Genomic DNA, 23,322 nt, shown 5'->3' with positions numbered 1-23,322 from the left:
CAGCAGCGCGGTGAGGGCGGCTTTGGGCACCTTGGCGAAGGCGGCGTTGGTGGGCGCGAACACCGTGAACGGCCCCTTGCCCGCCAGCGTCTTGTCGAGTCCGGCGATCTTGAGGGCGGCCAGCAGGGTGCTGAACTGGGGATCCTTGCTCACCGCGTCGGCGATGGTGCCGCTCTGGGCGAAGGCCGAGCTGAGGGTCAGGGCCGAGAGAAGCGCCGTCATGGTCATCAGTTTGCTGGACATATGTTCTCCTTGGAGGCCGCACTGGTGGTGCATACCTCGCCAACTCGATCTTAAAGCACCATTGTCAGACGAATGTATAACTTTTCCTGCAATACCCTGTCATTTATAGTGCATACAAATCAACAGCCGACAATTCTGAAGCTGACGACCTGAATATTGATTTGACCTGCTAATCCAGATACTACATTCGAGACGTATCGGAAATATGAAACCCGACTGTGTGGTTTCATTCAATTGTTTCAGCGCGGCTCGCACCGACCGTTCAGGTCGCGCTGACCATTCAAGTCGCGCTGGGCGGCTGGGTGCCGCTGTCGGCCAGCTCGATGAGCCAGGCGAACAGTTGCACGAAGGCCAGGCTCATGGTCGGCAGCCCCGCCAGCGCCATGATCCAGCCGCTGATGGCCTGATTTTGTAGCGGGGTCAGGTTCCACAGGCACAGCGCGCCCACGTAGGGCGAGTACAGCACGCTGGGCGAGTACAGCCAGACCGCCGCCACCGCCATCATCGGCAGGCTGGAGAGCAGCCCGAACCAGCCCCGGTTGCCCATGCTGCGCCCCTGGATGCCCGGCAGTGGCCGCAGCACCACCGTCCAGACCAGCATTCCGCCGATCAGGTACAGCGCAGGCAGCAGCGCCCCCGCCGTGTTGGTCACGATACTGGCGTTGAAACCCGCCGGAACGTTCCAGAAGATGATAATCGCGCTCCACAAGGCCAGCGCCACCCAGGGATCGAGGATGAAGCCCAGGGCGCGGCCCGGCCATGAACTCTGGCTGAGCTTCAGGTGCAGCGGCAGCCCCAGCACCAGCAGCGGCGGCACCAGTTCGGCCAGCACCATCAGGCGGCCCATGTAGAGCGCCATGCTGGCCTGCGTCACCGTGACGGCCCGGCTCTGGGTGGCGAGCAACAGGCACACGAGTCCCAGCCCGAACAGCACGGCCCGCCACACCGGCCAGGTGGTACTGGTGCGCCGACTCCTGAAAAACGGCGCGAAGTAGGCCGCCGCCAGCCCCAGAATCAGCAGCCACATCAGCGGATCGAAGCGCAGCGCCAGCAGTTGCCCCAGGCTCGGCGCCAGGCCCAGCCCGCTCACCGCATCACCCGTCACCGCATCACCTCCTGAATATCCGCCTGGACGCGCTCCAGGTTGGAAAGCTGGGTGTAGTCCCACAGCAGTCTCAGTTGCCCACGGCGGTCGATCAGGTAGGTGGCGGTGGTGTGGTTCATCTGGTACTCCGTTTTGCTCCCCGTATCGGCCCTGCTGTAGCCCGCGCCGTAGCTGCGGGCGACGGCGGCCAGTTGCGGCTCCGGCACGTTCACGCCCAGCATCTTCGAGGCGGGCGAGGTGCCGAAAAAACCGACATACGACTTGAGCTGCGCCGGGCTGTCGCGCTCAGGGTCGATGCTGACGAAGACGATCTGGAAGTCTTTCTGTTGCGCCGGGCTCAGGCGCCCCCGTACTTTGTCGAGGTAGGTCAGGGTCAGCGGACAGATGGTTGGGCAGTGCGTGAAGCCGAAAAACAGCGCGGTGGTCTTGCCCTGCGGCGCAAAGGTGTACGCCCGGCTGTCCTGATCGCTGCCGGAAAAGGCGGGCGCCGTCTGGGGCGGCGTGTAGGTGGTGCCGTAGTAGGGAAACGGGTTCTGAATCCGGGCGTAGAGCCAGACCCCGCCCAGCAGCGCGGCCACCGCGATCAACGCGAAGATCAGCGAGACGTACCAGGGCCGCACCGTGATCGGCGGGCTGTCCTGCACGGACTCAGGCGCCTGGGAGGTCAAGCGGTCCCTTTCACTGCAACCGCCTGACCGGCGCCGCGAGCCTGAGCACCGCGCCGCCCCTGAAGTTCAGGGTGATCGGCACGGTCTGGCCCACGACTGACAGCGGCCCGGTCAGTCGGCTGAGCATCAGGTGTGCCCCGCTGGGCGCGAAGGTCAGGCTTTGCCCCGGCCTGAGCGCGAAGTCTGTCACCATCTTCATGGCGGTCATGTCGAGGGCGTTGCCTGGCGCCCCCATGCGCTTCATGGTCATCAGCATGCCCACCCTGGCCGCCGGGCTGCTGACGCCGGTGAGAATCAGGGCCGTCTTGCCGGTATTTTTCAGCGTCAGGTAGGCGGCGCTTTCGGTGGCGACGCTGGGCACGGCGGCCACGTACAGCCCGCTGACCTGCACCGAGGGGGCTAATTGGGTTGCCATTCTGGCACTCGCGGCGGGCATCTTCATGCCGGGCGTCGCCTGAGTCGTGCTGGACTGTACTGAGCTGAATTGTATTGAACTGGACTGGGCTGAACTGGACTGTACTGAGCTGGACTGTGCCGAACTGAACTGGGCAGCGCTGAGCACCAGCGTCAGGGCAATAGATCGAATCTTCATCGGGGCGGCCTCCGGCGGGCTGACCTGCCTGGCCGGGGTCGAGCCGACGGGCTGGTAGGGGATCAGACCCCCCCCATTCTGCGCGTCTCGGTGCGGGTGTTTGTCCCCGGTTGCCTGAAGTCCGTCAGGCCACATTGACCGGGGCCGCCGTGGCCGGATAAAGCTCCGGTGAAGCGGTTCCAGCTCATGCTCTAGACTGCCCCCAATGCAAAAACCTACGATTCAGGATGTGGCGCGGCGCGCAGGCGTCGGCGTGGGCACCGTCTCACGGGTCCTGAACAACCACGCCGCCGTGCGTGACACGACCCGCCAGACCGTGCTGGGCGTCATCCGCGACCTCGATTACACGCCCAACCCGCACGCCCGGCGTATCGCGGGCGGCAAATCCTACACCATCAGCGTGCTGCTGCCGGTGGTGACCACCGAGTTCTACGTGCGGCTGCTCAACGGTCTGGAGGCGGCCTTTCAGGAAGCCCGCTACGACGTGGCCATCTTTCCGCTGCTCGACCGCGCCCGGCTGGAGCGCTACCTGGGCAGCCACACCCTGGCGTATCAGGCCGACGGGCTGGTGATGGCCACCTATAACCTGACCGGCATGTTCAGCGAAAACCGGCTGCGCGATCAACCGACGGTGCTGGTCGACGCCTACGCCGAGGGTGTCGACTGCGCCCGCATGGACAACCACCTCGGCGGCGTGCTGGCCGGGCAGTTTGCCGCCCAGCAGCCGGGCTTCATCTACGCCATCTGGGTCGAGACCGAACTCGACCAGATGTTTACCTCCCGCGTGTTCGAGGAGCGGCGCAGCGGCTTTTTGCAGTCTCTGGCGGCGGCGGGCCGGGCGCTGGTGGGCGAGTCGCTCAGCTCCTTCGACGCCCAGGCCGCCCGCACGGCGGCGGGTCAACTGCTCGACCACGCCCAGTTTCCGGCCACCGTCTTCGCCTCCGCCGATCTGCTGGCCGGAGGACTGCTCGACGAGGCGGCGGCGCGGGGCCTGGTGCTGGGCCGCGACCTCAAGGTGCTGGGCTTCGACGACCAGCCCTGGGCGCAGGCGCGGGGCCTGAGCACGCTGCACCAGCCGGTCGAGGCGATGGCCTACGAGGCCGCCACGCTGCTGCTCTCGCGCCTGTCGGGCTACAGCGGCCCGCCCCGCGTGCGCACCTTCGAGCCCCGGCTGGTGCTGCGGGCCAGTACCGGGGACATGTAAGCTCTGCCCATTCAGGAGGAACAGATGATCAGACCGGCGACACCAGACGACTTAGCCGCCATTCAGGCGGTCATCAACGACGCGGCGCAGGCTTACCGGGGCGTCATCCCGGCGGACCGCTGGAGCGAGCCGTACATGAGCTGGGACGAGCTGAAGACCCAGGTGGCCGAGGGCGTGCAGTTCACCTGCTGGACCGAGGCCGATCCGTCTGGGGCTGATCAGTCTGGGGCTGATCAGTCTGAGGACGACCAGATCATCGGCGTGATGGGCATTCAGGACCGGGGCGAGGTGGCGCTGATTCGCCACGCCTACGTGAGCACCCGGCGCCGGGGCGGGGGCGTCGGCACGCAGTTGCTGCACGCACTGACCACGACTACGAGCAAGCCCATCCTGATCGGCACCTGGGCGGCGGCGGAGTGGGCCGTTCGCTTTTATCAGAAACACGGATTTTCACTGGTGCCGGACGACGAAAAAACCGCCTTGCTGGGCAAATTCTGGAACATCCCGGCCCGGCAGGTCGAGACCTCGGTGGTGCTGGCGGACCGCCGCTACTCGTCTGATCTGGCCAGGTGAAGGCCAGCAAGATTGAATGCTCGCTTCAGCTCGGTCCGCGCTCGAAGACCGCCTGCCAGGGCTTGTAGATGGTCTTGACCTGATCGCTGCGCACCGTGCCCGCGTCGCGGATGGTGCGGGTAATGAACAGGTTGAAACCGTCGGCGGCCCAGTCGACCTGCTTGAAGGCCCCGCGTGGCAGCTTCGGGTTGACCACGTACTTGGGCGCCGGGTGCGGCGTGCTGGCCAGGATGGTGGCCCGCGAGACGCTGACCGTGCGGCGCTGGGGCAGGCCCCAGATCTGGACCTCCAGGGTGCTGCGGGCGTTGCGGTTCACCGTGCGGATCAGTACCGGGCCGCCGGTATCGTTTTTCATCTTGAGGTCCACACCCGGATCGTAGACGGCGGCCTCGAAGCCCACGCGGGGCTCGTAGTAGCCGACCCGGTAGGAGTGCTGGTTGCGCTCCACGATGGGCATTCCCGACTGGTACAGCGCCCGGAAGGTGGTGGTGGAGACCTGGCAGACCCCGCCGCCCAGGCCGTCCACGGTGCGCCCGCCGCTGATAATCAGGCCGCTGACAAAGCCGTTGCCCGCGCTGATGCCGCCCAGGGTACTCAGGAAGCTGAACACGCCGCCGGGCGCGATGACGGCGCCGTCGATTTTGGCCGCCGCGTTGGCGACGTTGCTGCGCCGGGCCGGGCTGGAGTGGTAATAGGTGCTGACCCCGGTGGTAATCAGGCTCAGCTTGCTGGGGTCGGGCAGCGCCGCTACCGTGATGGCCGGTTGAGCCACCTTGCTCGGCAGCGTCACGCTGCGGACCAGCGGATCGAGCACCGCCGCGCCCAGCACCTTCAGCGCGCTTACCTGGTCGGTCATCAGCCCGACCTGCTCCCTGACGCGGATCAGGCCAGCGCCCTGCGCCTGGTAACGGGCGTTCTGGGCAGGCTGGTCCAGGTAGCCGCTGAGCGACTTGAGCGTGCCTTTCAGGGCCGCCTCGTCGAGTTCCAGGCCGCCCGCGCGAATCCAGAACAGGTTGGCGACTTGCACGGCGCTGAGCACCCCGGTATGCCCGCTGTCGCCGAGCTGGACGCTCAGCGGGCGCAGCAGGGCGTTGCCCCTGTCGGCCAGCAGTTGCAGCTCGGCAGCGGTGTTCTCGGCGTCCCAGGTGGTGAGTTCCAGCGCCACGGCGCGCAGGCTGGGATCAGCCGCCAGCGCGGTGGCCGCCGCCTCCACGTCGATCTTCTGGCCGGGCGAATCGGGCGTCACGCTGTAGCGGGCGTTGCCGAAGATGATCTTGCCGTTCCTGGGCGCGGTGTTGAGGTCGCTGGTCAGGGCGCTCAGGGCCTTGCGGGCCACGGCGGCGTCCAGGCTGACCTTCAGCGGGAAACTCATGGCTGGACTCTGCCCGGCCAGGTCCTCGACCTTTTCGACCAGGCTGCGGTTGTGAGCCTCGGTGAAGGCGGCGGCCACGCTGCGCTCGGCGTCCACGGCGTAACCGAGTTTGTCGGCGCTCAGCAGCCAGTGGCGCGGCCCGGCGCTGACATCGATCTGGGGCGAGCGGGCCAGTCCGGCCCTGACTTTGGCCACGGCGGCCACCTGGTCGAGCCCGCTGACGTCGATGTCGCCCACGCTGGTCTGGGCGGGCAGGCTGCCCTCGTTGGCGGCCACGCCCAGCGCCAGGGCGCCGCCCAGCACGCCCAGCGCCGCCAGGCTGATGATCCACGGTTTCATAGCCTTCAAATTCACAGTGCTCAAGGTCGTTCTCCACCCCTAGGTCGCGCTCAGGTTTGATCTGTTTGGTCGGATAGATTCAGTGTTCGCTGATGTTCAGATTCGCTCGGCGCCGTGTGGTGCGGCTTTGAAGGACGCTCTCGCCGGACCCGTCTGCTCGGCTCCAGTTCATGATGGCACACTGGCAACGCGACTTGGAGGTGAGGTTCCTGACATTTCGCCCAGACCTGACATTGACCCAGACGCGGCACCCAGACGCAGCACTCAGACGCGGCACTCAAGTGAGCATCGTACTCAGCATACCTCTACCGGAGCCAGGGTGCCTTCATCTGTGTTGCCGTTCGGCGGGCGCTGTTGCCTGCACCTGGCCTGCTAGCATGCGCCGTGCCGCCTATTCTTCAGTTTTCTGCTCCGGTCGCGTCTGCCCAGCTTCCCGCCTTGGCCGTGCTGAGCGCCGCCGACCTCAGCCACGCCTTCGGGGCCACGGCGGTGCTGCACGGCGTCTCGCTGGAGGTGGCAGGCGGCGAGGTGGTGGCCGTCACCGGGCCGAGCGGCAGCGGCAAGAGCACGCTGCTGCACCTGCTGGGTGGCCTGGGTCAGCCGACTTCCGGCGCCGTCTACTGGGAAGGCGTGCGGATCGACAACCTCGGCACCGAGGCCAGAGCGAGGCGGCGGGTACGCTCGCTGGGGCTGGTCTTTCAGCACCATTATCTGCTGCCCGACCTCACTTTGCTGGGCAATCTGCGGGTGCCCGGCATGATCCTGGGCAGCGACCTGACCGAGCGGGCGCTGGGGCTGCTCGAACAGGTCGGGCTGGGCGGGCGCGGCCACGAGTACCCCGAAGTCCTCAGCGGCGGCGAACGTCAGCGCCTGGCGGTGGCCCGCGCCCTGGTGGCCCGCCCGGCTGCCCTGCTGGCCGACGAACCCACCGGCAGCCTGGACCGCGCCAACGCCCGCAAGGTCGCCCAACTGATGATCGGCCTGGCCCGCGAGTACGGCTCCGGCGTGCTGCTGGTCACCCACGACGACGAACTGGCCGGACTGGCTGACCGCAGAATCGATCTGCTCGACGGGCGAGTGGTGCCTTGAGCGCGTTGGTAGCCGAGCCTGGCAGGGCTAATTCCATCAACGTGATGACGAATTTTTAGCTTGAATTCGTCCCTCTCGCAACAACGATCTCAGAACAAAAACTTCAAGCCCACCCGTGCCCGAAGGCCCTCGCCCGCTGCCACACCTTTGTTGCTGAACGGTGCGCGGTAACTGACCTCGGCGCCTGCGGTGATCGAGTCGGTGAGCAGGTAATCGCCTCCGGCGGCGAATTGCCCGGCGTAGTCGGTGGCGGTTTTGCCCAGGTTGACCGGATCGGTGGCGGGCTTGCTGGGGTCGGCCAGTGCGCTACTGGGGCTGCTGGTCAGGCCCACTCCGGCTCCGGCATATGGCAGCAGTTTGCTGAATCTGCCACTCAGCAGCGGGCGGTAGAGCACCAGCGCGTCCACCGAGAGGGCGGCGGCCCTGGTGTCGTAGTCCACGCCGATCTGTGCCCCGAACGACCTGAAGACCTGGGTGCTGCCGACCACGATGCCGTAGGCCGTACCGCCACCACTCAGCGAGGGTGCGACGCTGAATCCGGCGTAGAGCCGACTGGTGTTCGGCGCCACGGGCGCCACAGGCGGCGTAGTCGGCAGCGGGGCCGCAATGTTGGTCGGTGCTGTATTGGTGGGCGCCGTGTTGGTGGGCGCTATGTTGGTGGGTGTCTGAATTGGCGGTGTCTGGACTGGCGGGGTCTGAACCGGTTGGGCCTGGTTGGTCTGCGCGGCGGCCAGGCTGCTGCACAGGCTCAGGATCAGCAGGCCGGTCAGCGCCGGGCGGGCGGTGCGGGGCGGGTGGGTGGTCATGATGGGCCTCCGTGGTGCGTGACTATCGGGTCTGAATCTGGACGGGTCTGAATGTGGACGGGTCCGAATCTGGACGGGTCTGAGCATCCAGCCTAGAGAGCGCAGGTGAGAGGCGCAGCTCAGCTTTGATGTGTTGTCCGGTGCGTTCTGTGCGCCGACGGGTACGAACTCAGGTCAGGTCAATAAAAACCGGAGCGCCCCCACTGCTGGGCGGCGCTCCGGCGATCATTGACTCAGACTTGGCAACTCAGATTCAGAAGTAGTGTCAGATTCAGAAGTAGTACTTCAGGCCCAGCTTGATGGCGGGCGAGAAGGTGCGGGCCGTCGTCACCGCCGAGGTGCTGTTGGTGCCCACGCCCTTGTTGCTGAGGTAGTACTTGCCGTCGAACTCGGCGAACGAGCTGATGCCGCCGATCAGCTTGGACTCCACACCGACGACGCCGTTGATGTAGTAGTCGCTGGCCTTGTTGGCAGGGGTGGTGCGGCTGGTGCTGCTGACCAGTCCGGCGCCCAGGCCGACGTAGGGCGCAAAGCGGCCATTACCGATGGTGTAGATGGCGTTCACGTCGCCCTGCACGGTCTTGTCGGCAAAGCGGTAATCGACGTTGGCACGCACGCCCAGGCCGAACAGGACGTTGCTGGCGCCGACGGTGGCGCCGAAGTCGCTGACGAACGGCACGCTGCGGCCAAACACGGTGCCTTTGGCGCCGCTGAACACGGCGGCGGTGGTGATGCCGAAGTACAGACCGCTGTTGCCTTCCGGCGCGGCCATCATGGTGGTATCGGGGCTGTCACCCACGACCACGGTGGTCGGGGCGGCGGCGGTGGTGGTGTCCACCGTGGTCGTGGTGCTGGTGCTGGGCGCCGGGGCGGCAGCCTGGGCTTCCAGGGCCGTGACGCGGGCGGTCAGGGCGTCGACGTTGGCCGCCGGGCCAGCCGGACCTGCCGGGCCAGCGGCGCCGTCGGCACCCGCCGGGCCTGCCGGACCTTCAGCCGGGGCCGGGATGTTCTGAATGGCCGTCTCCAGCGCGTCGATGCGGGCGGTCATGGCAGCGGTGTCGGCGGTGCTGGTGCCGCCGCTGAGCCCGGCGATCTGGGTTTCGAGCGCGGTGATGCTGGCCTGCTGGGCGGTGCTGGCTTTCTCCAGGTCGTCCACGCGGCTGCTCAGGGCGGCGAGTTCGGTGGCCACGTCCTGAATACCCTTGGTGATGGTCGCCAGGTCCGTGGCGCTCAGGCCCGCCGCTGGGGCGCTCAGGCCGCCGCTCTGGAGCAGACGGGCGAAGATCAGCGCCGCCTGGTAGCGGGTCAGGTTCTCGCTGCCCCGGAAGGTGCCGTCGGGGAAGCCCTGGATCAGACCGCGCTTGACGATCAAGTCCACGGCGTCTTTGGCCCAGTGGCCCGCCGGGATGTCGGTGAAGTTGGTGACCGCAGCGGCGGGGGTGGCCGTGGTGGTGGGGGTAGCGGTTTCGTCAGCGGGGGGCGGCGCCACGTTGGGGTCGGTCTGGGCCGAGGCCACACCCAGGGCGAGGGCCATCGTCGCGGCAATCATCAGGTACTTGTTACGCATTTGATCTCCTTAGCGTCGCTCCGCTTCTCAGCTCACGATCTCGCCTCTCACCGTAGGCATAATCCGTGAGGGGCTTGTGAATCGCCTGACAAGTGGCGTTGGCTCTCCGGCTTGTTTTTGCCAGCTTTTTTCACGCTCAGGTTGTCGTTAGCACTCGCCCACGGTTTTCGGCGACTCTGGATGAGAGCGCTGACACGCCGTTGAGTGCGCCTTGAGCACTTCGCAGATGAGAAACACCCGGCGCCCCTGAATCTGATGGGAGATGAGAAAAGTCATATGAATCCTCTCATGTGAATGTCGGCGGTGAAGCGGTCCGCAGAGGCGGTTTTAGTGTTCACCCGCGCCCCCGTATGCCAGGATGGAGCATGCTCGATGAACTCGAATTCAATACGTTGACCCTGGATCAGCACGGCGACCTGGCCATCCTGACCCTCAACCGCCCGCAGGCCCTCAACGCCCTGAGCAGCGAGATGCTGATCGAGCTGACCGAGGCCGTCGAAGCCGTGGCCGAGACGGTGGAGGTCTTTGCGCTGATTATCACCGGCAACGAGCGGGCCTTCGCCGCAGGCGCCGACATCACCGAACTCGCCCGGCTCGACGGCGTGTACTCCGGGCGCGAGGCCTCGCTGGGCGGCCAGAACGTCATGCACGAGATCGCCTCGCTGCCGTTTCCGACCATCGCCGCCGTGGGCGGCTACGCGCTGGGGGCTGGTCTGGAACTGGCGCTGGCCTGCGACGTGCGGATCGGCTCGCCGGGCGCCAGGTTCGGGATGCCGGAAGTCACCCTGGGGCTGCTGCCCGGTTACGGCGGCACCCAGCGCCTGAGCCGCCTGATCGGGCCGGGCCGGGCGCTCGACCTGATGCTGACGGGCCGCCAGGTCGGTGCCGAGGAAGCCCTGCAACTCGGCCTCATCAATTATCTGGCGCCCGACGCCCTGGAAAAAGCCCGTGAGGTCGCCCAGATGATGACCGCCAACGCCCCGATTGCCCTGTCGCTCGTCAAGGAAGCCGTGCGGCGCGGCCTGAGCGGTAGCCTGGAGGAAGGGCTGGAAATCGAGGCCGATCTGTTCGGTATGGCGGTGTCCACCCAGGATTTCAGGGAGGGCACGGCGGCCTTTCTGGCCAAGCGCAAACCCAAGTTCCAGGGGGAGTGAGTCCAGGGGGGTGATACGGAATTAAAAAGAATCGCGTGCATGAAGCGGGAACGCCGCTTGGTGGTCCCCTCACCCTTGCGCCGCGTTGCGGCTCCCTCTGCTGGGCAGGTCTACTACTCCCTCTCCCGCAGGGGGCGAGGGACTAGAGCAGATGTCATAAAAAGACCCTTTTTATGACCGAGCAGAGCGAGTAGTTTTGACTGAGCAAGGCGCAGAATGGAGGCGCGGGGAGGCTGTTTTCCCCGTGGCGTAATTCAGAGTACTGCTCTGAAGGCAAATGGCCTGAACTCATTTTAATCCCGTATGAGTCCAGGGGGAGTGAGGGCGTTGGGTTGTGGGTCGCAGGGGTAGATGGTTGTTCTGCGGCGGTCTAAAGGCCATCCAGCGCGGGCAAAACGCCGTACCAGGCGCCCCGCTCCGATACTCAGGACCGGCGGAGTCGCCTTCGTTCCGCTCAGGCGTAGACTTCGGGCCATGACGCACCTGGCCTTTTCGCCTTCCCGCATCCGTTCCGGAGACACGGCCTTATGCTGACACCCATCCCATGCTGACACCCCTCCCGCTTTGCCCATGACCGACCAGAAATTTACCCTCAACCTCAGCGGCGGCGCCCTGCAAGACGTGGAGCCGCGCCGGGACCGCTCCCCGGCGGGCCAGTCGGATCGCCCGCCCGAATTCGCCACGCCCCGCGCCAAACTCATCGACGAGGCCAACCGGGCCATTCAGGCCGACCTGGCGCCGTTTCCGCGTGCGCTGGCGGCCTACCAGGCGCTGCATACCGACCCCGAAGCGCTGGCCTGCTGGGACATGGCCAACTTCATCACCATGCGCAAACTCGGCTACAACGACCACGGGCGGGTCCACGCCTTCATCACCGGCGCGGCCAGCCTGGCGATTCTGGAGCTGCTGCTGGAGGGCGGCGTCCGGCCCGACGTGATCGAATCCGGCGTGGGCGACACCGACGACGTGTATCTGGTGGTCATCCTGGGCACCATGCTCCACGACATCGGCAATCAGGTCCACCGGGCCGCCCACGAGCAGCACGGCGTCGCGCTGGCCCTGCCGATTGTGGAGCGCGTTCTGGCGCCGATCTACCCGGACGTGTTCAAACGCACCAAGGTCCGCAGCTTCATCCTGGGCTGCATCAACTGCCACGACCTCAATCCGCCGCCGCTGACCATCGAGGGCGGCATTACCGCCGTGGCCGACGGCACCGACATCACCAAGGGGCGCGGGCGCAAGGCCTTTGCGCTGGGCAGCGTGGACATCCACTCGATCAGCGCCCTGGCCGTCGATCAGGTGGTCATTCAGCGCGGCGTGTCCAGGCCGGTGCTGATCGACGTGACCATGAACAACTCCGGCGGAATCTTTCAGGTCGAGGAAGTGCTGGCGCCCAAGGTGATGCGCACGCCGCTCTCGCGCTACGTGGAGCTGCGTGCCCACACCCGCGAGGAAGGCGACGCCCAGATCGTGACCCGCGTGCGCCTCGACGGCGATCATTTCGTGGTGGACCTCGAAGGCGGTCAGACGGTGGACGTGGGCGTCAAGGACGCGCAGGCCAAAGCCGCCGAGGCCGCGAGTGGACCGGTGGGCGTGGAGAGCCACTGAGAGATAAGTTGAAGGTCTGACCAGAACTGACCATAATCGACGTGGGAGGACTACGGAGTATGACCACGACCAATGTGGCCGAGGCCAAAGCTCGGCTCTCGGCGCTGATCGACCAGGCGCTCGCGGGCGGTGATGTGGTCATCAATAAAGACGGCAAGCCGCTGGTCAGACTGGTGCCCTACGAGCGCGACACCCGTCCGCGTGATCTGAGCGTGCGAATCTGGACTGGTGAGGTCCGTATCGCCGAGGATTTCGGTGAGTTGCCTGCCGACTGGCTCGCGGAATTCGAGGGGCGGCGCGGTTGAGGTTGTTGCTCGATACACACGTTCTGATCTGGACGTTCGGCACTGACTCCAGATTGTCGGCGGCGGCCCGGCAGGCCATCACGGACGGTCAGAACGAGGTGTTCGTGAGCGCCGTGACCGCCTGGGAAACCGCCATCAAGCGCGGCCTGGGCAAACTAGAGCAGTACTCCGAATTACTCCACGGGGAAAACAGCCTCCCCGCGCCTCCATTCTGCGTCCTGCTCAGTCAAAACTACTCGCTCCGCTCGGTCATAAAAAGACCCTTTTTATGACATCTGCTCTAGACGTGCAGGGCGATTACTTGCAGGGCCTGGAGCCCGACAGGTTTACGCCGCTGAACATCACCGCCGAACATGCCCTGGCGGTGGAGCATCTGCCCACGCACCACAGCGACCCGTTTGACCGGCTGCTGATCGTGCAGGCCCAACTTGAAAGCCTGATGATCGTCACGCGGGATGAGCGCTTCGCCGCTTACAACGTGCAAATCATTCCCGCGTAAGCTGTCAAGCTCAGATGAAGGGGGATGGGCGTGGAGAGCCACTGACGGCGTGGTGAGGCCAGGCACGGCCTGGGTGTTAGGCTGGTCGTCATGCATCTACCGCTGAGTCATCCGGCGCATCCACCGGTCCAGAACATCAACGAACTGCTCGAAGAGCGGCTGTCGTTCGGGCAACGCGCCGCTGATTGGATCGCCGGACGGGTCGGGTCGTGGGGCTTTATCATCGGGCAGTCAGGGCTGCTGGTGCTGTGGGCGGTGCTCAATGCCTTGCCCAGCGTGCGCCACTGGGACCCGTATCCCTTCATCGCTATGAACCTGCTGCTCTCGCTGCAAGCTGCTTACACCGCGCCTATGATTATGATGAGTCAGTCGCGCCAGGTGCTGCGTGACCGCCTGGAGGCCCACGAGGATTACGTCGTGAACTGCAAGGCCGAATCTGAATTGATCGTGGTGCTGCGCCATCTGGAAGCGCAAAACGAGGTCATGGCCGATCTAACCAGCCAACTGGAGCGCCTCGGCAGACGACTGGACCTGTTGGAAGGCCCGGCTGAACTTCCGCGTGAATCTCTCTGAACCGTGTTGCCCGCGCTCAATTCTCCAGATCCGTCCTCGCCCGCTCCCAGTCGCTGACCTGCGAAATCTCGCTCAGTTCGTCGGCGCTCAAGGTCAACTCCACTGTGCCCAGCAGTTCCTGCAACTGCGTCACCGAGTTGGCGCCGATGATCGGGGCGGTCATGCCCGGCTGGGCCAGCATCCAGGCCAGGGCGACCTGGGCGGGCACGGCGCCCTCATAGCGGGCGGCGATCTCACCCAGCTTTTCCACGATGTCGAAATTCTGGTCGGAGAAGCGTCGCCGGGCGTTCTCGTCGGCCCGGATGCTGTCGGGCAGCGCCTGGCCGCGCCTGTACTTGCCGGTGAGCACGCCGCCGCCCAGCGGGCTCCAGGGCACGATGCCGACGCCGTACTGCACGCAGACGTTTTGCAACTCGCGCTCGAAGTTGGCCCGCGTGGGCGAGAGCAGGCTGTACTCCGGTTGAATGCTGACGAAGCTTTCCAGGCCCTTGCTGTCGCTGGTCCAGAGAGACTCCATCAGGCGCCAGGCGCTGTAATTGCTGCACCCGATGTAGCGCACGTAGCCGCGCTGCACCAGTTCGCTCAGCGCTGAGAGGGTTTCCTCGATAGGCGTGTGCGGGTCGATGAAATGCGTCTGGTACAGGTCGATATGGTCTGTCTGGAGGCGCTTCAAGCTGTCTTCACAGGCTTTGATGATCCATCTTCGTGACAATCCCTCACGCTGATGCACGGTGGCGCGGCCCTGGTTGCCGCCCTCGCCCATCGGGCCGCGCACCTTGGTCGCCACCACCACGTCGCTGCGGTTGCCCCGCGCCTTCATCCAGCGCCCAATCATTTCTTCCGAGACGCCGCCGGGGTTGCCGGGCGTCCAGATGGTGTAGATGTCGGCGGTGTCGATGAAATTGCCGCCCGCCGCGTGGTAGGCGTCCATGATCTCGAAGGCGGTGTCCTCGCCCGCGCTCCAGCCGAACTGCATGCTGCCCAGGCCGATGGGAAACAGGTGCAGGCCGCTGCGGCCTAATGGACGGTAAGTGGTCATGGGTATTCCTCCGGGGTTGAATTCGCCCCGGAGTCTGAGCGCGTCGGGTCTGCTTGGCTAGCGGTCAGGCGCCTCGGTAGGGAATTGGTGAAGGTGAGGGGAGCGCGTGGGCTCGACCCGTTCGTCTCACGCGCCACAAGCCCCCTCACCACTGCCCGCCCATCAGCGCCCAGGCCGCCGCCGTGGCCAGCGCCGTGATGACCCAGAAGCGCACCGTCACCTGGGTTTCCTTCCAGCCGCTGAGTTCGAAGTGGTGCTGAATGGGGCTCATCTTGAACACGCGCCTGCCCGTCGTTTTGAACGAGACGACCTGAATAATGACGCTCAGCACCGCCACCACCGGAATGATCGCCGCCACCGGCAGCAGCCAGGGATCGCCGTAGAGGACGTACACGCCCGCCGCCACCGCCCCCAGCGCGTGCGAGCCCATGTCGCCCATGAAGACGCGGGCCGGATGCGCGTTGAACCACATGAAGCCCAGCACCGCGCCGACGAGCAGTAGCGCGGCAGGCGAGACGCCCAGGAACGGCAGCAGCACGATCAGGCTGACCCCGCCCAGTAGCCCGTCGAGGCCATCGGTGAAGTTGAAGGCGTTGACGGCGGCGACCAGCACCAGCGTGATGAGCACCACGTCCCAGCCGGGGCCGAGGCTGGCAAACAGGACATGCGACGAGAGCGGCGCGGCGAAGTAGGCGAACACGCCGCCGACCAGCACCTGAAGCGGAAATTTCTCGCGGGCCAGCAGTTCCTTTTTGCCGCCGACCATCCGCGAGCGAATTTTCAGAAAGTCGTCGGCGAGGCCGATCAGGCCCATGCCGATGGCAGCCAGCACGATCATGACCTCGCGGCTGCGGTCTTCGGGCAGGCCGCTGGGCCGGATCACGAAATAGATAAGCCAGGCCAGCAAAAACGCCGCGATGAAGGCGACGCCGCCCGCCGTGGGCGTGCCCTCCTTTTGCAGATGGGTCTGCGGGCCGTCCTGGCGAATCGGCTGGCCCCAGCCGCGCAGTTTGGAGACGTGAATAAACAGGCCGACCAGAAACCAGGACAGCAGGCCGGTGAGGATCATGGCAGCTCCAAAATGGGCGCGTGGGACGGAAATAAGAGGCTTGGCACGTTGAGGGCAGGGTAGCATGGGGCGTGAAGTGAGTCGGATGCTCTGCACAGTAGGGTGAGGCGCGAATTCTGCATGTGGGCCGACGTTTTTCGCTCTTCTTCCTCGCGCGGTAAATCTGGGTGAATGCGGGCCTCCTCGTCTTCCTGGTCCGGCTGGGGTTTTCCTGGTACGGCTGGGCGGCGACAGGCTGATGTCAGCTTCAGCTCGTTCTGGACGCCCTCTGCCCGCTTTTTCCTACGGCCTGACTTCCCGCAGGTCCACCAGAAACACCCGAATCTGTCCCGCCGCGCTCAGCGTCACCACCCGCCCGCCGACCACGCCGATCAGGCCGGGGCCGTGCGCCACGCTCGTCAGCACCCGGCCCGTGCCGTCCACGCGCTCCAGGGCGCTGCCGGTCAGGCGGTACAGGCTGCCGCCATCAAGCTGCACCGTGGGCACGTTGGCCGTCGCCGCGCCGCGCCGGGGCAGGGCGTAGAGATACGGCTGGGCGCCGCTGCTGAGCCGGGTGGCCGGGCTGCTGGCCCCCGCGCCCGGCTGGTAGAGATCGAGCCCGACCCGCACATACTCGCCGCCGTCGCCGCCCGTGATGGCCGCGTCGGGGAAACCCAGGACGCCGCCCGCCTCGCCACCTCCTGACAGACCACCGCCGTAACTCTGGGCGGTGCCGTCCTGGCGGTAGATGCGGGTGTGGGTCAGCCGCGCGGCGCGGCCCACGTTCTGCGTTTCGGGCGACCCGTCCAGTGTGACGATCAGCCCCGGTCCCGGCAGCGCGCCCCAGGCCACGTTGCCCACCCAGGCGGCAGACACGGCGGCTGAGGGCAGCGGCGAGAGCTGCGGCTTCAGGCTGGGCGCCCGCGCCGTGTACGCCTGACCGTTCGCCACCCAGGTCACGCCCGCGTCGGTGAAGTCGGCCTGGAAGGGGAGGGCGGCACTTGAGCTGGATACGGTCTGCCTCGTCGTCTGCCTCGTCGTCTGCCTGGTCGTCTGGTTCGGCGCACAGGCGCTCAGCAGCCCGCCACTCAGTAGTTCGGCGGCCAGCAGCGTCAGTGCCCGCTTCACGAATCGCCCCGCCAGCGCAGCAGCTCACTCACCACGCTGTCCAAGCCCACGCCGTGCTGAAGGCGCACCTCCGGCGCCCACGAGATGCCCCGGCTGGCCTTGACCAGCACCACATCGCCGTCTCGGAGTTCGGGTTTCAATGCGGCCAGCAGTTCCGGCACGCTGGCGAAGGCCCGCTCGCCCAGCAGCGCGGCGAACTGGCCCACGCCGTAGCGCAGATCGGCGCGGCTACGGGCGTAGTCACCGACCTGCGCATGAAGTTCAGCTTCGTCCGGTCCCAGTTCCAGCATCCGGCCCAGCACGCTGATGGTGCGGCCTCCGTAAGCGCTCAGGGCGTCCAGTGCGGCCTGCATGCTCAGCGGCGAGGCGTTGTAGGTGTCGTTGATGACGGTGTAGCGGCCCGGCAGCACCCGGTAGCGGCCCCCAGGCACGCTCACGGCGGCCAGGCGGCTCACGGCGGCGCCCAGGTCCAGCCCGGCGCGTGCGGCCAGACTCAGGCCCAGCACGGCGGCCTCGGCCTGCACAGTGGAGGCCAGCGGCAGGCGAACATCCACGCCCCCGAAGCGGAAGGAAGCGCCCTCGGCGTTGACCTGCAAGTTTTCCCCCGCGTAGGTGGCGTCCCCGAAGCCGTAAGTCTCCACATTCGGAAACCCCGACTTTGGAAAGAATCGTGATGCCTGCACCGACACCAGGCCGCTCCCGCCTTCCAGAATCACACCCTTTTCCCGCGCCACGCCCTCCAGGCTGCCCAGCGCCTCCAGGTGCGCCGCGCCGATGGCGGTGACGACGCCCACGTCCGGGCTGACCAGATCGACCAGTTCGCGCATCTCGCCTACGCGGTCGATGCCCATCTCGACCACCAGCGGCTCGGAACCACAGCCGTGCTCGATCAAAAAGCAGGCGATGGCGGGCAGGGTGTTGTAGACCGGCATGAAGCGGGCCTCCAGCGCGGCGGCGGCGTAACTCTTGGCGGTGGTCTTGCCCACGCTGCCGGTGATGCCGATGACCAGCGGGTTGTGGCGGCGCTCGGCGCGTGCCCAGGCGATGAGGGCTTCTCTGGCGCCTTGCACGCGCACGGCCCGCACCGCGTCCAGATCGGTCAGGACGAAGGGGGCGCCCTGGTCAAGTGCCTGCTGCACGAACTGGTTGCCGTGCATCGCCTCGCCGGGCAGGGCCACGAAGGCGGTCTCCGGGCCAGCCTCGCGGGAATCCCAGGTCAGGCGCCGGGCGGGCCGCGCCTGTGGGTGGACGGCGGCGGCGAACGGCAGGTGGGTGAGGGAGAGCATGGGGGACATTGTAGGGAGCGGCTTGTGGCGTGTGGCCTGTGGCTTGTGGGAGGGGCGTGGGAAGATTTAGGAGTCGATCTTTTCCCACTCTCCACTGCCCCTCTACGGAATCTTCAACTCCACCCTCGCGCCCGCCTCCTGCTCCAGCAGCATCTTCAGCGGCGTGTCACCGTGCTTGAGCAGGAAGGTCAGGAAGTTCATCTCGCGTTCCTGGGGCTGCCCGGCAGGTAATAAATGCTTCTTGAGGCGGTCCAGTTGCCCGGCCTTGTCGTTTTCGGCGCGGGCCAGGGCTTTAAACCCCTGCTCGCGGTGGCGCTCCAGGCGGGCCAGGGTGCGGCTGCGGGTGCGCTCGACGCTGCTGACCAGGGTCGGGTCGAGGGCGCCCAGCTCGCTCGCCAGGGCGCTGAACTGCTCGCTGAGGGTATTCAGGCGGTCCTGACTGAGCGCCCCAGCCTGCTGCTGCTTCGCCAGGGCGCGGCCCAGACGGCCTGCCGGGTCGCGCTGAAAGTCGGCGGCGCTCAGGTCGAAGCGCTCCAGTAGCCGGGCGACGTTGGGTTCGAGCCAGGTCACGCTCAGGCGCGGCCAGTAGACCGGCTGCCCCAGGCCGTGCAGCTCGTACACCCCGCGCAGCTCGGCGGCGTAGGCCAGCTCGCCCGGCCCGACCACGAAGGCGACGGTGGGCAGCACCGCGTCCTGAATGACCGGGCGCAGCCCCGCCGCCGGGGTGATGGCGCTGGGATCGCGGGCCAGGATGCCTTGCAACTCGGCGGCGCTGTAGGTCTGCCCGGCCCCGAAGTTACGGCCCTCCACACGCAGCAGGGTCCGCTGCCCGGCTTCCTCGATAAACAGGTTGGTGGCGCCGGGCGGGCGGCGAAGCTGGGGCACGTAGCCCAGCCGTTCCAGCTCGGCGGCGGCGGCCTCGATGCGCTCCGGGCCGAGCAGGGGCCGCTCCAGCTCGCGGGCCAGAGCCGGAGCCATCAGCGCCGCCAGGGCCGGGTGCAGCGGGTCGAGGACGATCAGCCCGTGCTCGCCGAGCAGCCGGTGGATCAGCCGGGCGAACACGTCGGCGTAGGTTTTCCCGGCGAAGGCGAAGTCCAGATGTGCCCTGACGCTGGCTTTGTGGGGTTCCGGCGCGTCGAAGGCGGCGATCAACGCCTTCAGGTCGTCGGTCCACTCCGCTTTCCACTCGATCCGGCCCACCGGCCCGCCGCGCGGCAGCTCCAGGCGCGGCCTGAACTCTGTTTCGGAGAAGTCCAGCAGGCTGGTGCTGGCCACCTCGTCCACGTCGTGATCCTGGCTGGCGATCCAGAAGACCGGCAGCACCGGCAGGGCGTCGCTGCTGAGTTGCCGCGAGAGCAGCACCGCGTCGGCGGCTTTGTGGACGCTGTAGGCCGGGCCGAGCAGCAGTCCGGCCTGTTGCCCGGCGACCACCACCCGCGCAGCCGGATGCGAGAGCCGTTCGAGTTGCTCGCTGAGCTGGCGGCTGGCGGCGTCCGGTTTTTTGCTCCCCGTCAGCCCCAGGTCGGTGTGGTAGGCGTGCAGGGCGCTCACCAGGGCCGTCCGGTCGAGCTCACGCGGCTCATTCAGGGCGGCAGTCAAGTCGGCGGGCCTGCGCCCGAAAAAGGCGCCCAGCAGGCCAGCCCGGTAGGCGTCGCTGAGGTTCTGGGGCGGTCGGGGCGCTTTGGTCGGGCCGGAACTCACCTCGGCTCAGTTTCCCAGCGGTTGCCGGGTGGCGCGCTCCAGGCCGCCCCGGTCCATGACCACGATGCGGCGGTAGCCCAGATCGAGCAGGCCCTTGGCCCGGAACTCGCCCAGCAATTTGGTGATGGTCTCGCGGGTGCTGCCCACCGCGTGCGCCAGGTCCTGATGCGAGATGCGTCCGCGCAGGGCGATCTGGGTGTCGCTCGCCTCGCCGGATTCGTTGGCCAGCTCGATCAGGGCCAGGGCCAGGCGCTGAGACACCTCCAGAAAGACCAGTTGGGCCAATCTCTCTTGCAGGCTGCGGGTCTGGCGCACGACCTGGGTGCTCAGGGCCACGCTCAGATCGGGATGGCGGCCCATCAGCTCGCGCAGGGCCTCGCCGCCGATCATCAGGGCGCTCATATCGTCCATCGCCTCGGCGTAGAGGCCGTATTTGCCGCCGTCGAGCAGGGCGGTCAGGCCCAGCAGCTCGCTGGGGCCGTGGACGTTGACGGTGATCTCGCGGGCGCTGCTGCCCAGCCGGTAGAGCCGGGCGTGGCCGCTTTGCAGCACGTACAGCGTCTCGGCGGGGTCGTCGGCGTGCAAGACGACGGCGCCCCTGCTCCATTGGTGCTGGCGGGTGGCGGCCAGCAGAGGGGTGCGGGCCGATTCGGGCAGGGCAGCGAGAAAGCCAGGCAACATGACACCTAGTATTTTCATGAAGAGCCTGAGCCAAAGGAAGTCCAGGGCACATTAGCGCCGCTATGCTACGGCCCTGAACCGGGCTTCGGCGCCGTTTCAGACGCTGCCGGTGGCCTGCTCCGGCGCACATTCGCACATCGGGGGCTCCGGGATGGGTATTCTGCTTTGACGATGCTCCAAACGCCGACTCCCCATTTGCACGCCGGTCTGACCAGCGGGGCCTGCCGGTGACCGGCTACGTCACCAAAGCCAGGTTGCTGCTGCTGGGATTGCCGCTCGACAGCGTGACGCTCTCCCAGGCGCTGGACCGGATGGACGTCTGGCTCGCCGCCGAGCGCCCCCGGCCTCATACGGTGGTGACGCTCAACCCGGAATTCATCATGCAGGCGCGGGCCGAGGACCTTGTGGCGGCGGGCGGGCGCAGCACCTTCACGGCGGTGATGCAGCGGGCCGACCTGGTGACCGCCGACGGCGTGGGCATCGTCTGGGCCGCCAAACAACTGCTCGACGAGGACGTGCCGCGTGCGCCCGGCTTCGACCTGGCCACCGGGCTGATGGAGCGCCACGGCGACCAGTTGCGGGTGTTTTTTCTGGGCGCCAAACCCGGCGTGGCCGAAATCGCCGCCCAGAAGGCCCACGAGCGCTACGGCGTCGTGGTGGCCGGAACCCATCACGGCTACTTCGCCGCGCACGAGGATCAGCGGGTGGCCGAGCTGGTCGGGGCCAGCAAGCCGCACCTGCTGCTGTGCGGCATGGGCGCCGGGCGCCAGGAGATCTTTTGCGACATCTGGAGCAAGGTGCTGGGCGCCCCGGTGATGCTCGGCTGCGGCGGCGTCATCGACGTGCTGGCGGGTACGGCGGCCCTGGCGCCCGACTGGACCCGCAAACTGGGCGTCGAGTGGGTCTGGCGGGTGGCCGGGGACCGCAAACGCTGGGGCCGCGCTCCCCGGCTGGCCCGCTTCGTGGCGCTGGTGCGCTCCGAGGGGCGCCGCACGCAGCGGGGCGGCTGAGACCCGGTGCCTGGTCCAGCCCGGTGGTTAGTGCAGCTCAGTGCCTGGTCCAGCCCGGTGCCTGGTGTAGCTCGGCGCCGGAATCTGTACCGGCTCAGCCGAACAGTGAAGGGCCTGCACATATCCCCCGCACCACGGCTCACTTTGCCCGGTAGACTGAGGGCGAAAAAGCTCGCAGACGTAAGGGAGCCAGAGGGGGACGTATGAAGCCACGCGTATTAGGCATGATTCTCGCCGGTGGTCAGGGCTCGCGCCTGTCGCCGCTGACGCTTCGCCGCTCCAAGCCCGCCGTGCCGTTCGGCAGCAAGTACCGCATCATCGACTTCGCCATCAACAATTTCATCAACTCCGGCCTGTTCAGCATCTACGTGCTCACCCAGTACAAGGCCCAGAGCCTGACCGAGCACATCCAGCGCGGCTGGCGCTTCGGCACCTTCCTGAGCGACTACTTCATCACGTTGGTGCCCGCCCAGATGTACCGCTTCGAGGAACTCGGTCCGGTCTGGTACCGGGGCACCGCCGACGCCGTGTACCAGAACATCCACCTGATCGACAACCACGACGCCGAGTACGTGGCGATCTTTTCGGGCGACCATATCTACAAAATGAACGTCGAGCACATGCTCCAGCAGCACATCGACACGCGGGCCGACATCACCATCGCCGCCTATCCGATGCCCCAAGCGCAGGCCCATCAGTTCGGCATCATGCACATCGATTCGCAGTGGAAGGTCACCGATTTTCTGGAAAAGCCCAAAAACCCGCCCAGCATTCCTGGCCAGGAGGGGGTGAGCCTGACCAGCATGGGCAACTACATCTTTTCGCGCCGGGCGCTCGAAGAACTGCTCGACACCAACATGTCCGGCGGCGAGGAGGGCTTCGACTTCGGCAAGGACGTGATTCCGCGAGCCCTGGCCGACGGCTACAGCGTGCAGGCCTACGATTTCCACAAAAATCCGATTCCGGGCCAGGACCACCCCAACACCTACTGGCGCGACGTGGGCACCCTGGACGCCTACTTCGACGCCAACATGGACCTCATCAGCGTCAATCCGGAATTCGATATCTACAACGCCGCCTGGCCGCTACGGACCAGCAGCGAATTCTCGCCCCCGGCCAAGTTCGTCCACGAATCCGACGGGCGGCGCGGCCAGGCCTTCAACAGCATCATGGCGGGCGGCGCCATCATCTCCGGCGGCACCGTCCGTGACAGCGTGCTGGCCCGCGCCGTGCATGCCCACTCGTACTCGCTGGTCGAAAACTGCGTGCTGTTCGACAACGTACACATCGGGCGCAACAGCCAGGTCAAGCGGACCATCATCGACAAGGACGTGATCGTGCCGCCCAACACCCGCATCGGTTACGACCTCGACGAGGACCGGGCGCGCGGCTTTACGGTGACCGAGAACGGCGTGGTGGTGGTGCCGAAGGCGTATACGTTCTGATACGGGGTTAAAAAGAATCCCACTCATAGGACGAGGACGCGGCCCAGTCGCCCCCTCACCCTTCCCCTCTGCAAGCAGATCTGCGACTCTCCCGCAAGGGGCGAGGGATCAACGGCAAATGGCCTAGACTCGTTTTATTGACACCAGCTTAGAGACTGTCTGGAAAGCGTAAGGCTGCCGCTAGGCTGCTGATTCAAGCTGTTTCTCCCGCTCAAACTCAGCAAGTCGCCGGATCATGATACGAATAAAGGTCAACTGTATGAATGCCTCGGTCACCTCTGGCAGCA

24 protein-coding genes are annotated in these 23,322 nt (G+C 66.5%); 11 read left to right on the top strand and 13 right to left on the bottom strand.

The annotated features are described in order from the left end of the window. The 4 genes from Q0R23_RS07570 to Q0R23_RS07555 form a co-directional block, all read right to left on the bottom strand. Window positions 1–243, bottom strand: a 243-nt coding sequence (locus tag Q0R23_RS07570; RefSeq protein ID WP_293911851.1) for a fasciclin domain-containing protein, incomplete at its 3' end; no start/stop codon positions are given. A gap of 280 nt (window positions 244–523) precedes the next feature. Beyond that, complete coding sequence (locus tag Q0R23_RS07565; protein WP_293911853.1) at window positions 524–1,270, bottom strand: cytochrome c oxidase assembly protein; 747 nt, start codon at window positions 1,268–1,270, stop codon at window positions 524–526. 74 nt (window positions 1,271–1,344) lie between these two features. Beyond that, window positions 1,345–2,016, bottom strand: coding sequence for an SCO family protein (locus Q0R23_RS07560; protein WP_293911849.1), 672 nt, complete (start codon window positions 2,014–2,016; stop codon window positions 1,345–1,347). 10 nt (window positions 2,017–2,026) lie between these two features. Continuing rightward, window positions 2,027–2,608, bottom strand: a complete 582-nt coding sequence (locus tag Q0R23_RS07555) for a copper chaperone PCu(A)C (protein ID WP_293911847.1) — start codon at window positions 2,606–2,608, stop codon at window positions 2,027–2,029. Between the two features lie 205 nt (window positions 2,609–2,813). On the opposite strand from Q0R23_RS07555, the gene Q0R23_RS07550 reads away from it, so the two are divergent. Together Q0R23_RS07550 and Q0R23_RS07545 are read left to right on the top strand one after the other, a co-directional pair. Continuing rightward, the gene (locus tag Q0R23_RS07550; RefSeq protein WP_293911845.1) at window positions 2,814–3,812 is read left to right on the top strand and encodes a LacI family DNA-binding transcriptional regulator; all 999 of its coding nucleotides are present in this window, start codon (window positions 2,814–2,816) and stop codon (window positions 3,810–3,812) included. 24 nt (window positions 3,813–3,836) lie between these two features. Further along, window positions 3,837–4,385, top strand: coding sequence for a GNAT family N-acetyltransferase (locus Q0R23_RS07545; protein WP_293911843.1), 549 nt, complete (start codon window positions 3,837–3,839; stop codon window positions 4,383–4,385). 25 nt (window positions 4,386–4,410) lie between these two features. Here Q0R23_RS07545 and Q0R23_RS07540 read toward each other — a convergent pair whose 3' ends face one another. Further along, window positions 4,411–6,096, bottom strand: a complete 1,686-nt coding sequence (locus Q0R23_RS07540) for a VanW family protein (protein WP_293911841.1) — start codon at window positions 6,094–6,096, stop codon at window positions 4,411–4,413. A 393-nt stretch (window positions 6,097–6,489) separates the two neighbouring features. Between Q0R23_RS07540 and Q0R23_RS07535 the strand changes: the two genes are divergently transcribed. Further along, window positions 6,490–7,185 carry an ABC transporter ATP-binding protein gene (locus Q0R23_RS07535; protein WP_293911852.1) on the top strand — a complete coding sequence of 232 codons (696 nt, stop codon included), beginning with the start codon at window positions 6,490–6,492 and terminating at the stop codon, window positions 7,183–7,185. A gap of 89 nt (window positions 7,186–7,274) precedes the next feature. Here the strand turns inward: Q0R23_RS07535 and Q0R23_RS07530 are convergent, their stop codons facing one another. Both Q0R23_RS07530 and Q0R23_RS07525 read right to left on the bottom strand, forming a co-directional pair. Beyond that, complete coding sequence (locus Q0R23_RS07530) at window positions 7,275–7,991, bottom strand: hypothetical protein (RefSeq protein WP_293911839.1); 717 nt, start codon at window positions 7,989–7,991, stop codon at window positions 7,275–7,277. Between the two features lie 271 nt (window positions 7,992–8,262). Next, window positions 8,263–9,558 carry an S-layer homology domain-containing protein gene (locus Q0R23_RS07525; protein WP_293911838.1) on the bottom strand — a complete coding sequence of 432 codons (1,296 nt, stop codon included), beginning with the start codon at window positions 9,556–9,558 and terminating at the stop codon, window positions 8,263–8,265. A gap of 365 nt (window positions 9,559–9,923) precedes the next feature. On the opposite strand from Q0R23_RS07525, the gene Q0R23_RS07520 reads away from it, so the two are divergent. The 6 genes from Q0R23_RS07520 to Q0R23_RS07495 all read left to right on the top strand — a co-directional run bounded on the left by Q0R23_RS07520 (window position 9,924) and on the right by Q0R23_RS07495 (window position 13,697). Then, the gene (locus tag Q0R23_RS07520) at window positions 9,924–10,712 is read left to right on the top strand and encodes an enoyl-CoA hydratase-related protein (protein ID WP_293911837.1); all 789 of its coding nucleotides are present in this window, start codon (window positions 9,924–9,926) and stop codon (window positions 10,710–10,712) included. Between the two features lie 570 nt (window positions 10,713–11,282). Continuing rightward, window positions 11,283–12,320 (top strand): phosphohydrolase, encoded by a 1,038-nt coding sequence (locus tag Q0R23_RS07515; protein WP_293911836.1) that lies wholly within the window; start codon window positions 11,283–11,285, stop codon window positions 12,318–12,320. A 59-nt stretch (window positions 12,321–12,379) separates the two neighbouring features. Continuing rightward, window positions 12,380–12,625 carry a type II toxin-antitoxin system prevent-host-death family antitoxin gene (locus tag Q0R23_RS07510; RefSeq protein WP_293911835.1) on the top strand — a complete coding sequence of 82 codons (246 nt, stop codon included), beginning with the start codon at window positions 12,380–12,382 and terminating at the stop codon, window positions 12,623–12,625. Window positions 12,626–12,630: 5 nt separating this feature from the next. Next, window positions 12,631–12,897 carry a type II toxin-antitoxin system VapC family toxin gene (locus tag Q0R23_RS07505; RefSeq protein WP_293911833.1) on the top strand — a complete coding sequence of 89 codons (267 nt, stop codon included), beginning with the start codon at window positions 12,631–12,633 and terminating at the stop codon, window positions 12,895–12,897. Then, the gene (locus Q0R23_RS07500; protein ID WP_293911832.1) at window positions 12,894–13,124 is read left to right on the top strand and encodes a type II toxin-antitoxin system VapC family toxin; all 231 of its coding nucleotides are present in this window, start codon (window positions 12,894–12,896) and stop codon (window positions 13,122–13,124) included. The genes Q0R23_RS07505 and Q0R23_RS07500 overlap by 4 nt, the downstream gene beginning before the upstream one ends. A 90-nt stretch (window positions 13,125–13,214) precedes the next feature. After that, window positions 13,215–13,697 carry a DUF1003 domain-containing protein gene (locus Q0R23_RS07495; RefSeq protein WP_293911830.1) on the top strand — a complete coding sequence of 161 codons (483 nt, stop codon included), beginning with the start codon at window positions 13,215–13,217 and terminating at the stop codon, window positions 13,695–13,697. Between the two features lie 16 nt (window positions 13,698–13,713). On the opposite strand, the gene Q0R23_RS07490 is transcribed toward Q0R23_RS07495, so the two are convergent. From Q0R23_RS07490 to Q0R23_RS07465, 6 genes are all read right to left on the bottom strand, one after another. Then, complete coding sequence (locus tag Q0R23_RS07490; protein WP_293911829.1) at window positions 13,714–14,736, bottom strand: aldo/keto reductase; 1,023 nt, start codon at window positions 14,734–14,736, stop codon at window positions 13,714–13,716. Between the two features lie 145 nt (window positions 14,737–14,881). After that, window positions 14,882–15,805 carry a phospho-N-acetylmuramoyl-pentapeptide-transferase gene (locus tag Q0R23_RS07485; protein WP_293911828.1) on the bottom strand — a complete coding sequence of 308 codons (924 nt, stop codon included), beginning with the start codon at window positions 15,803–15,805 and terminating at the stop codon, window positions 14,882–14,884. Between the two features lie 282 nt (window positions 15,806–16,087). Continuing rightward, a complete protein-coding gene (locus Q0R23_RS07480; protein ID WP_293911827.1) occupies window positions 16,088–16,912 on the bottom strand; it encodes a hypothetical protein in 825 nt (274 codons plus the stop codon). After that, on the bottom strand, window positions 16,909–18,198 hold the full coding sequence (murF, locus tag Q0R23_RS07475; RefSeq protein ID WP_293911826.1) for a UDP-N-acetylmuramoyl-tripeptide--D-alanyl-D-alanine ligase: 1,290 nt from the start codon (window positions 18,196–18,198) through the stop codon (window positions 16,909–16,911). Before murF ends, Q0R23_RS07480 begins: the two co-directional genes overlap by 4 nt. 102 nt (window positions 18,199–18,300) lie before the next feature. Beyond that, window positions 18,301–19,899, bottom strand: a complete 1,599-nt coding sequence (bshC, locus tag Q0R23_RS07470; protein ID WP_293911825.1) for a bacillithiol biosynthesis cysteine-adding enzyme BshC — start codon at window positions 19,897–19,899, stop codon at window positions 18,301–18,303. Window positions 19,900–19,905: 6 nt separating this feature from the next. Beyond that, window positions 19,906–20,580, bottom strand: coding sequence for a Crp/Fnr family transcriptional regulator (locus Q0R23_RS07465; protein WP_293911824.1), 675 nt, complete (start codon window positions 20,578–20,580; stop codon window positions 19,906–19,908). 227 nt (window positions 20,581–20,807) lie between these two features. On the opposite strand from Q0R23_RS07465, the gene Q0R23_RS07460 reads away from it, so the two are divergent. Both Q0R23_RS07460 and glgC read left to right on the top strand, forming a co-directional pair. After that, window positions 20,808–21,590 (top strand): WecB/TagA/CpsF family glycosyltransferase, encoded by a 783-nt coding sequence (locus Q0R23_RS07460; RefSeq protein ID WP_293911823.1) that lies wholly within the window; start codon window positions 20,808–20,810, stop codon window positions 21,588–21,590. A 203-nt stretch (window positions 21,591–21,793) separates the two neighbouring features. Beyond that, the gene (gene glgC / locus Q0R23_RS07455) at window positions 21,794–23,035 is read left to right on the top strand and encodes a glucose-1-phosphate adenylyltransferase (protein ID WP_293911822.1); all 1,242 of its coding nucleotides are present in this window, start codon (window positions 21,794–21,796) and stop codon (window positions 23,033–23,035) included. Window positions 23,036–23,322 lie beyond the last annotated feature (287 nt).

Origin of the sequence: Deinococcus sp. (assembly GCF_025362455.1) — a bacterium.
In the GTDB taxonomy this organism is placed as follows: Bacteria; Deinococcota; Deinococci; order Deinococcales; family Deinococcaceae; genus Deinococcus.
The sequence above is the reverse complement of the archived record's forward strand: the minus strand, read 5'-3'. Positions and strand labels throughout refer to the sequence as shown.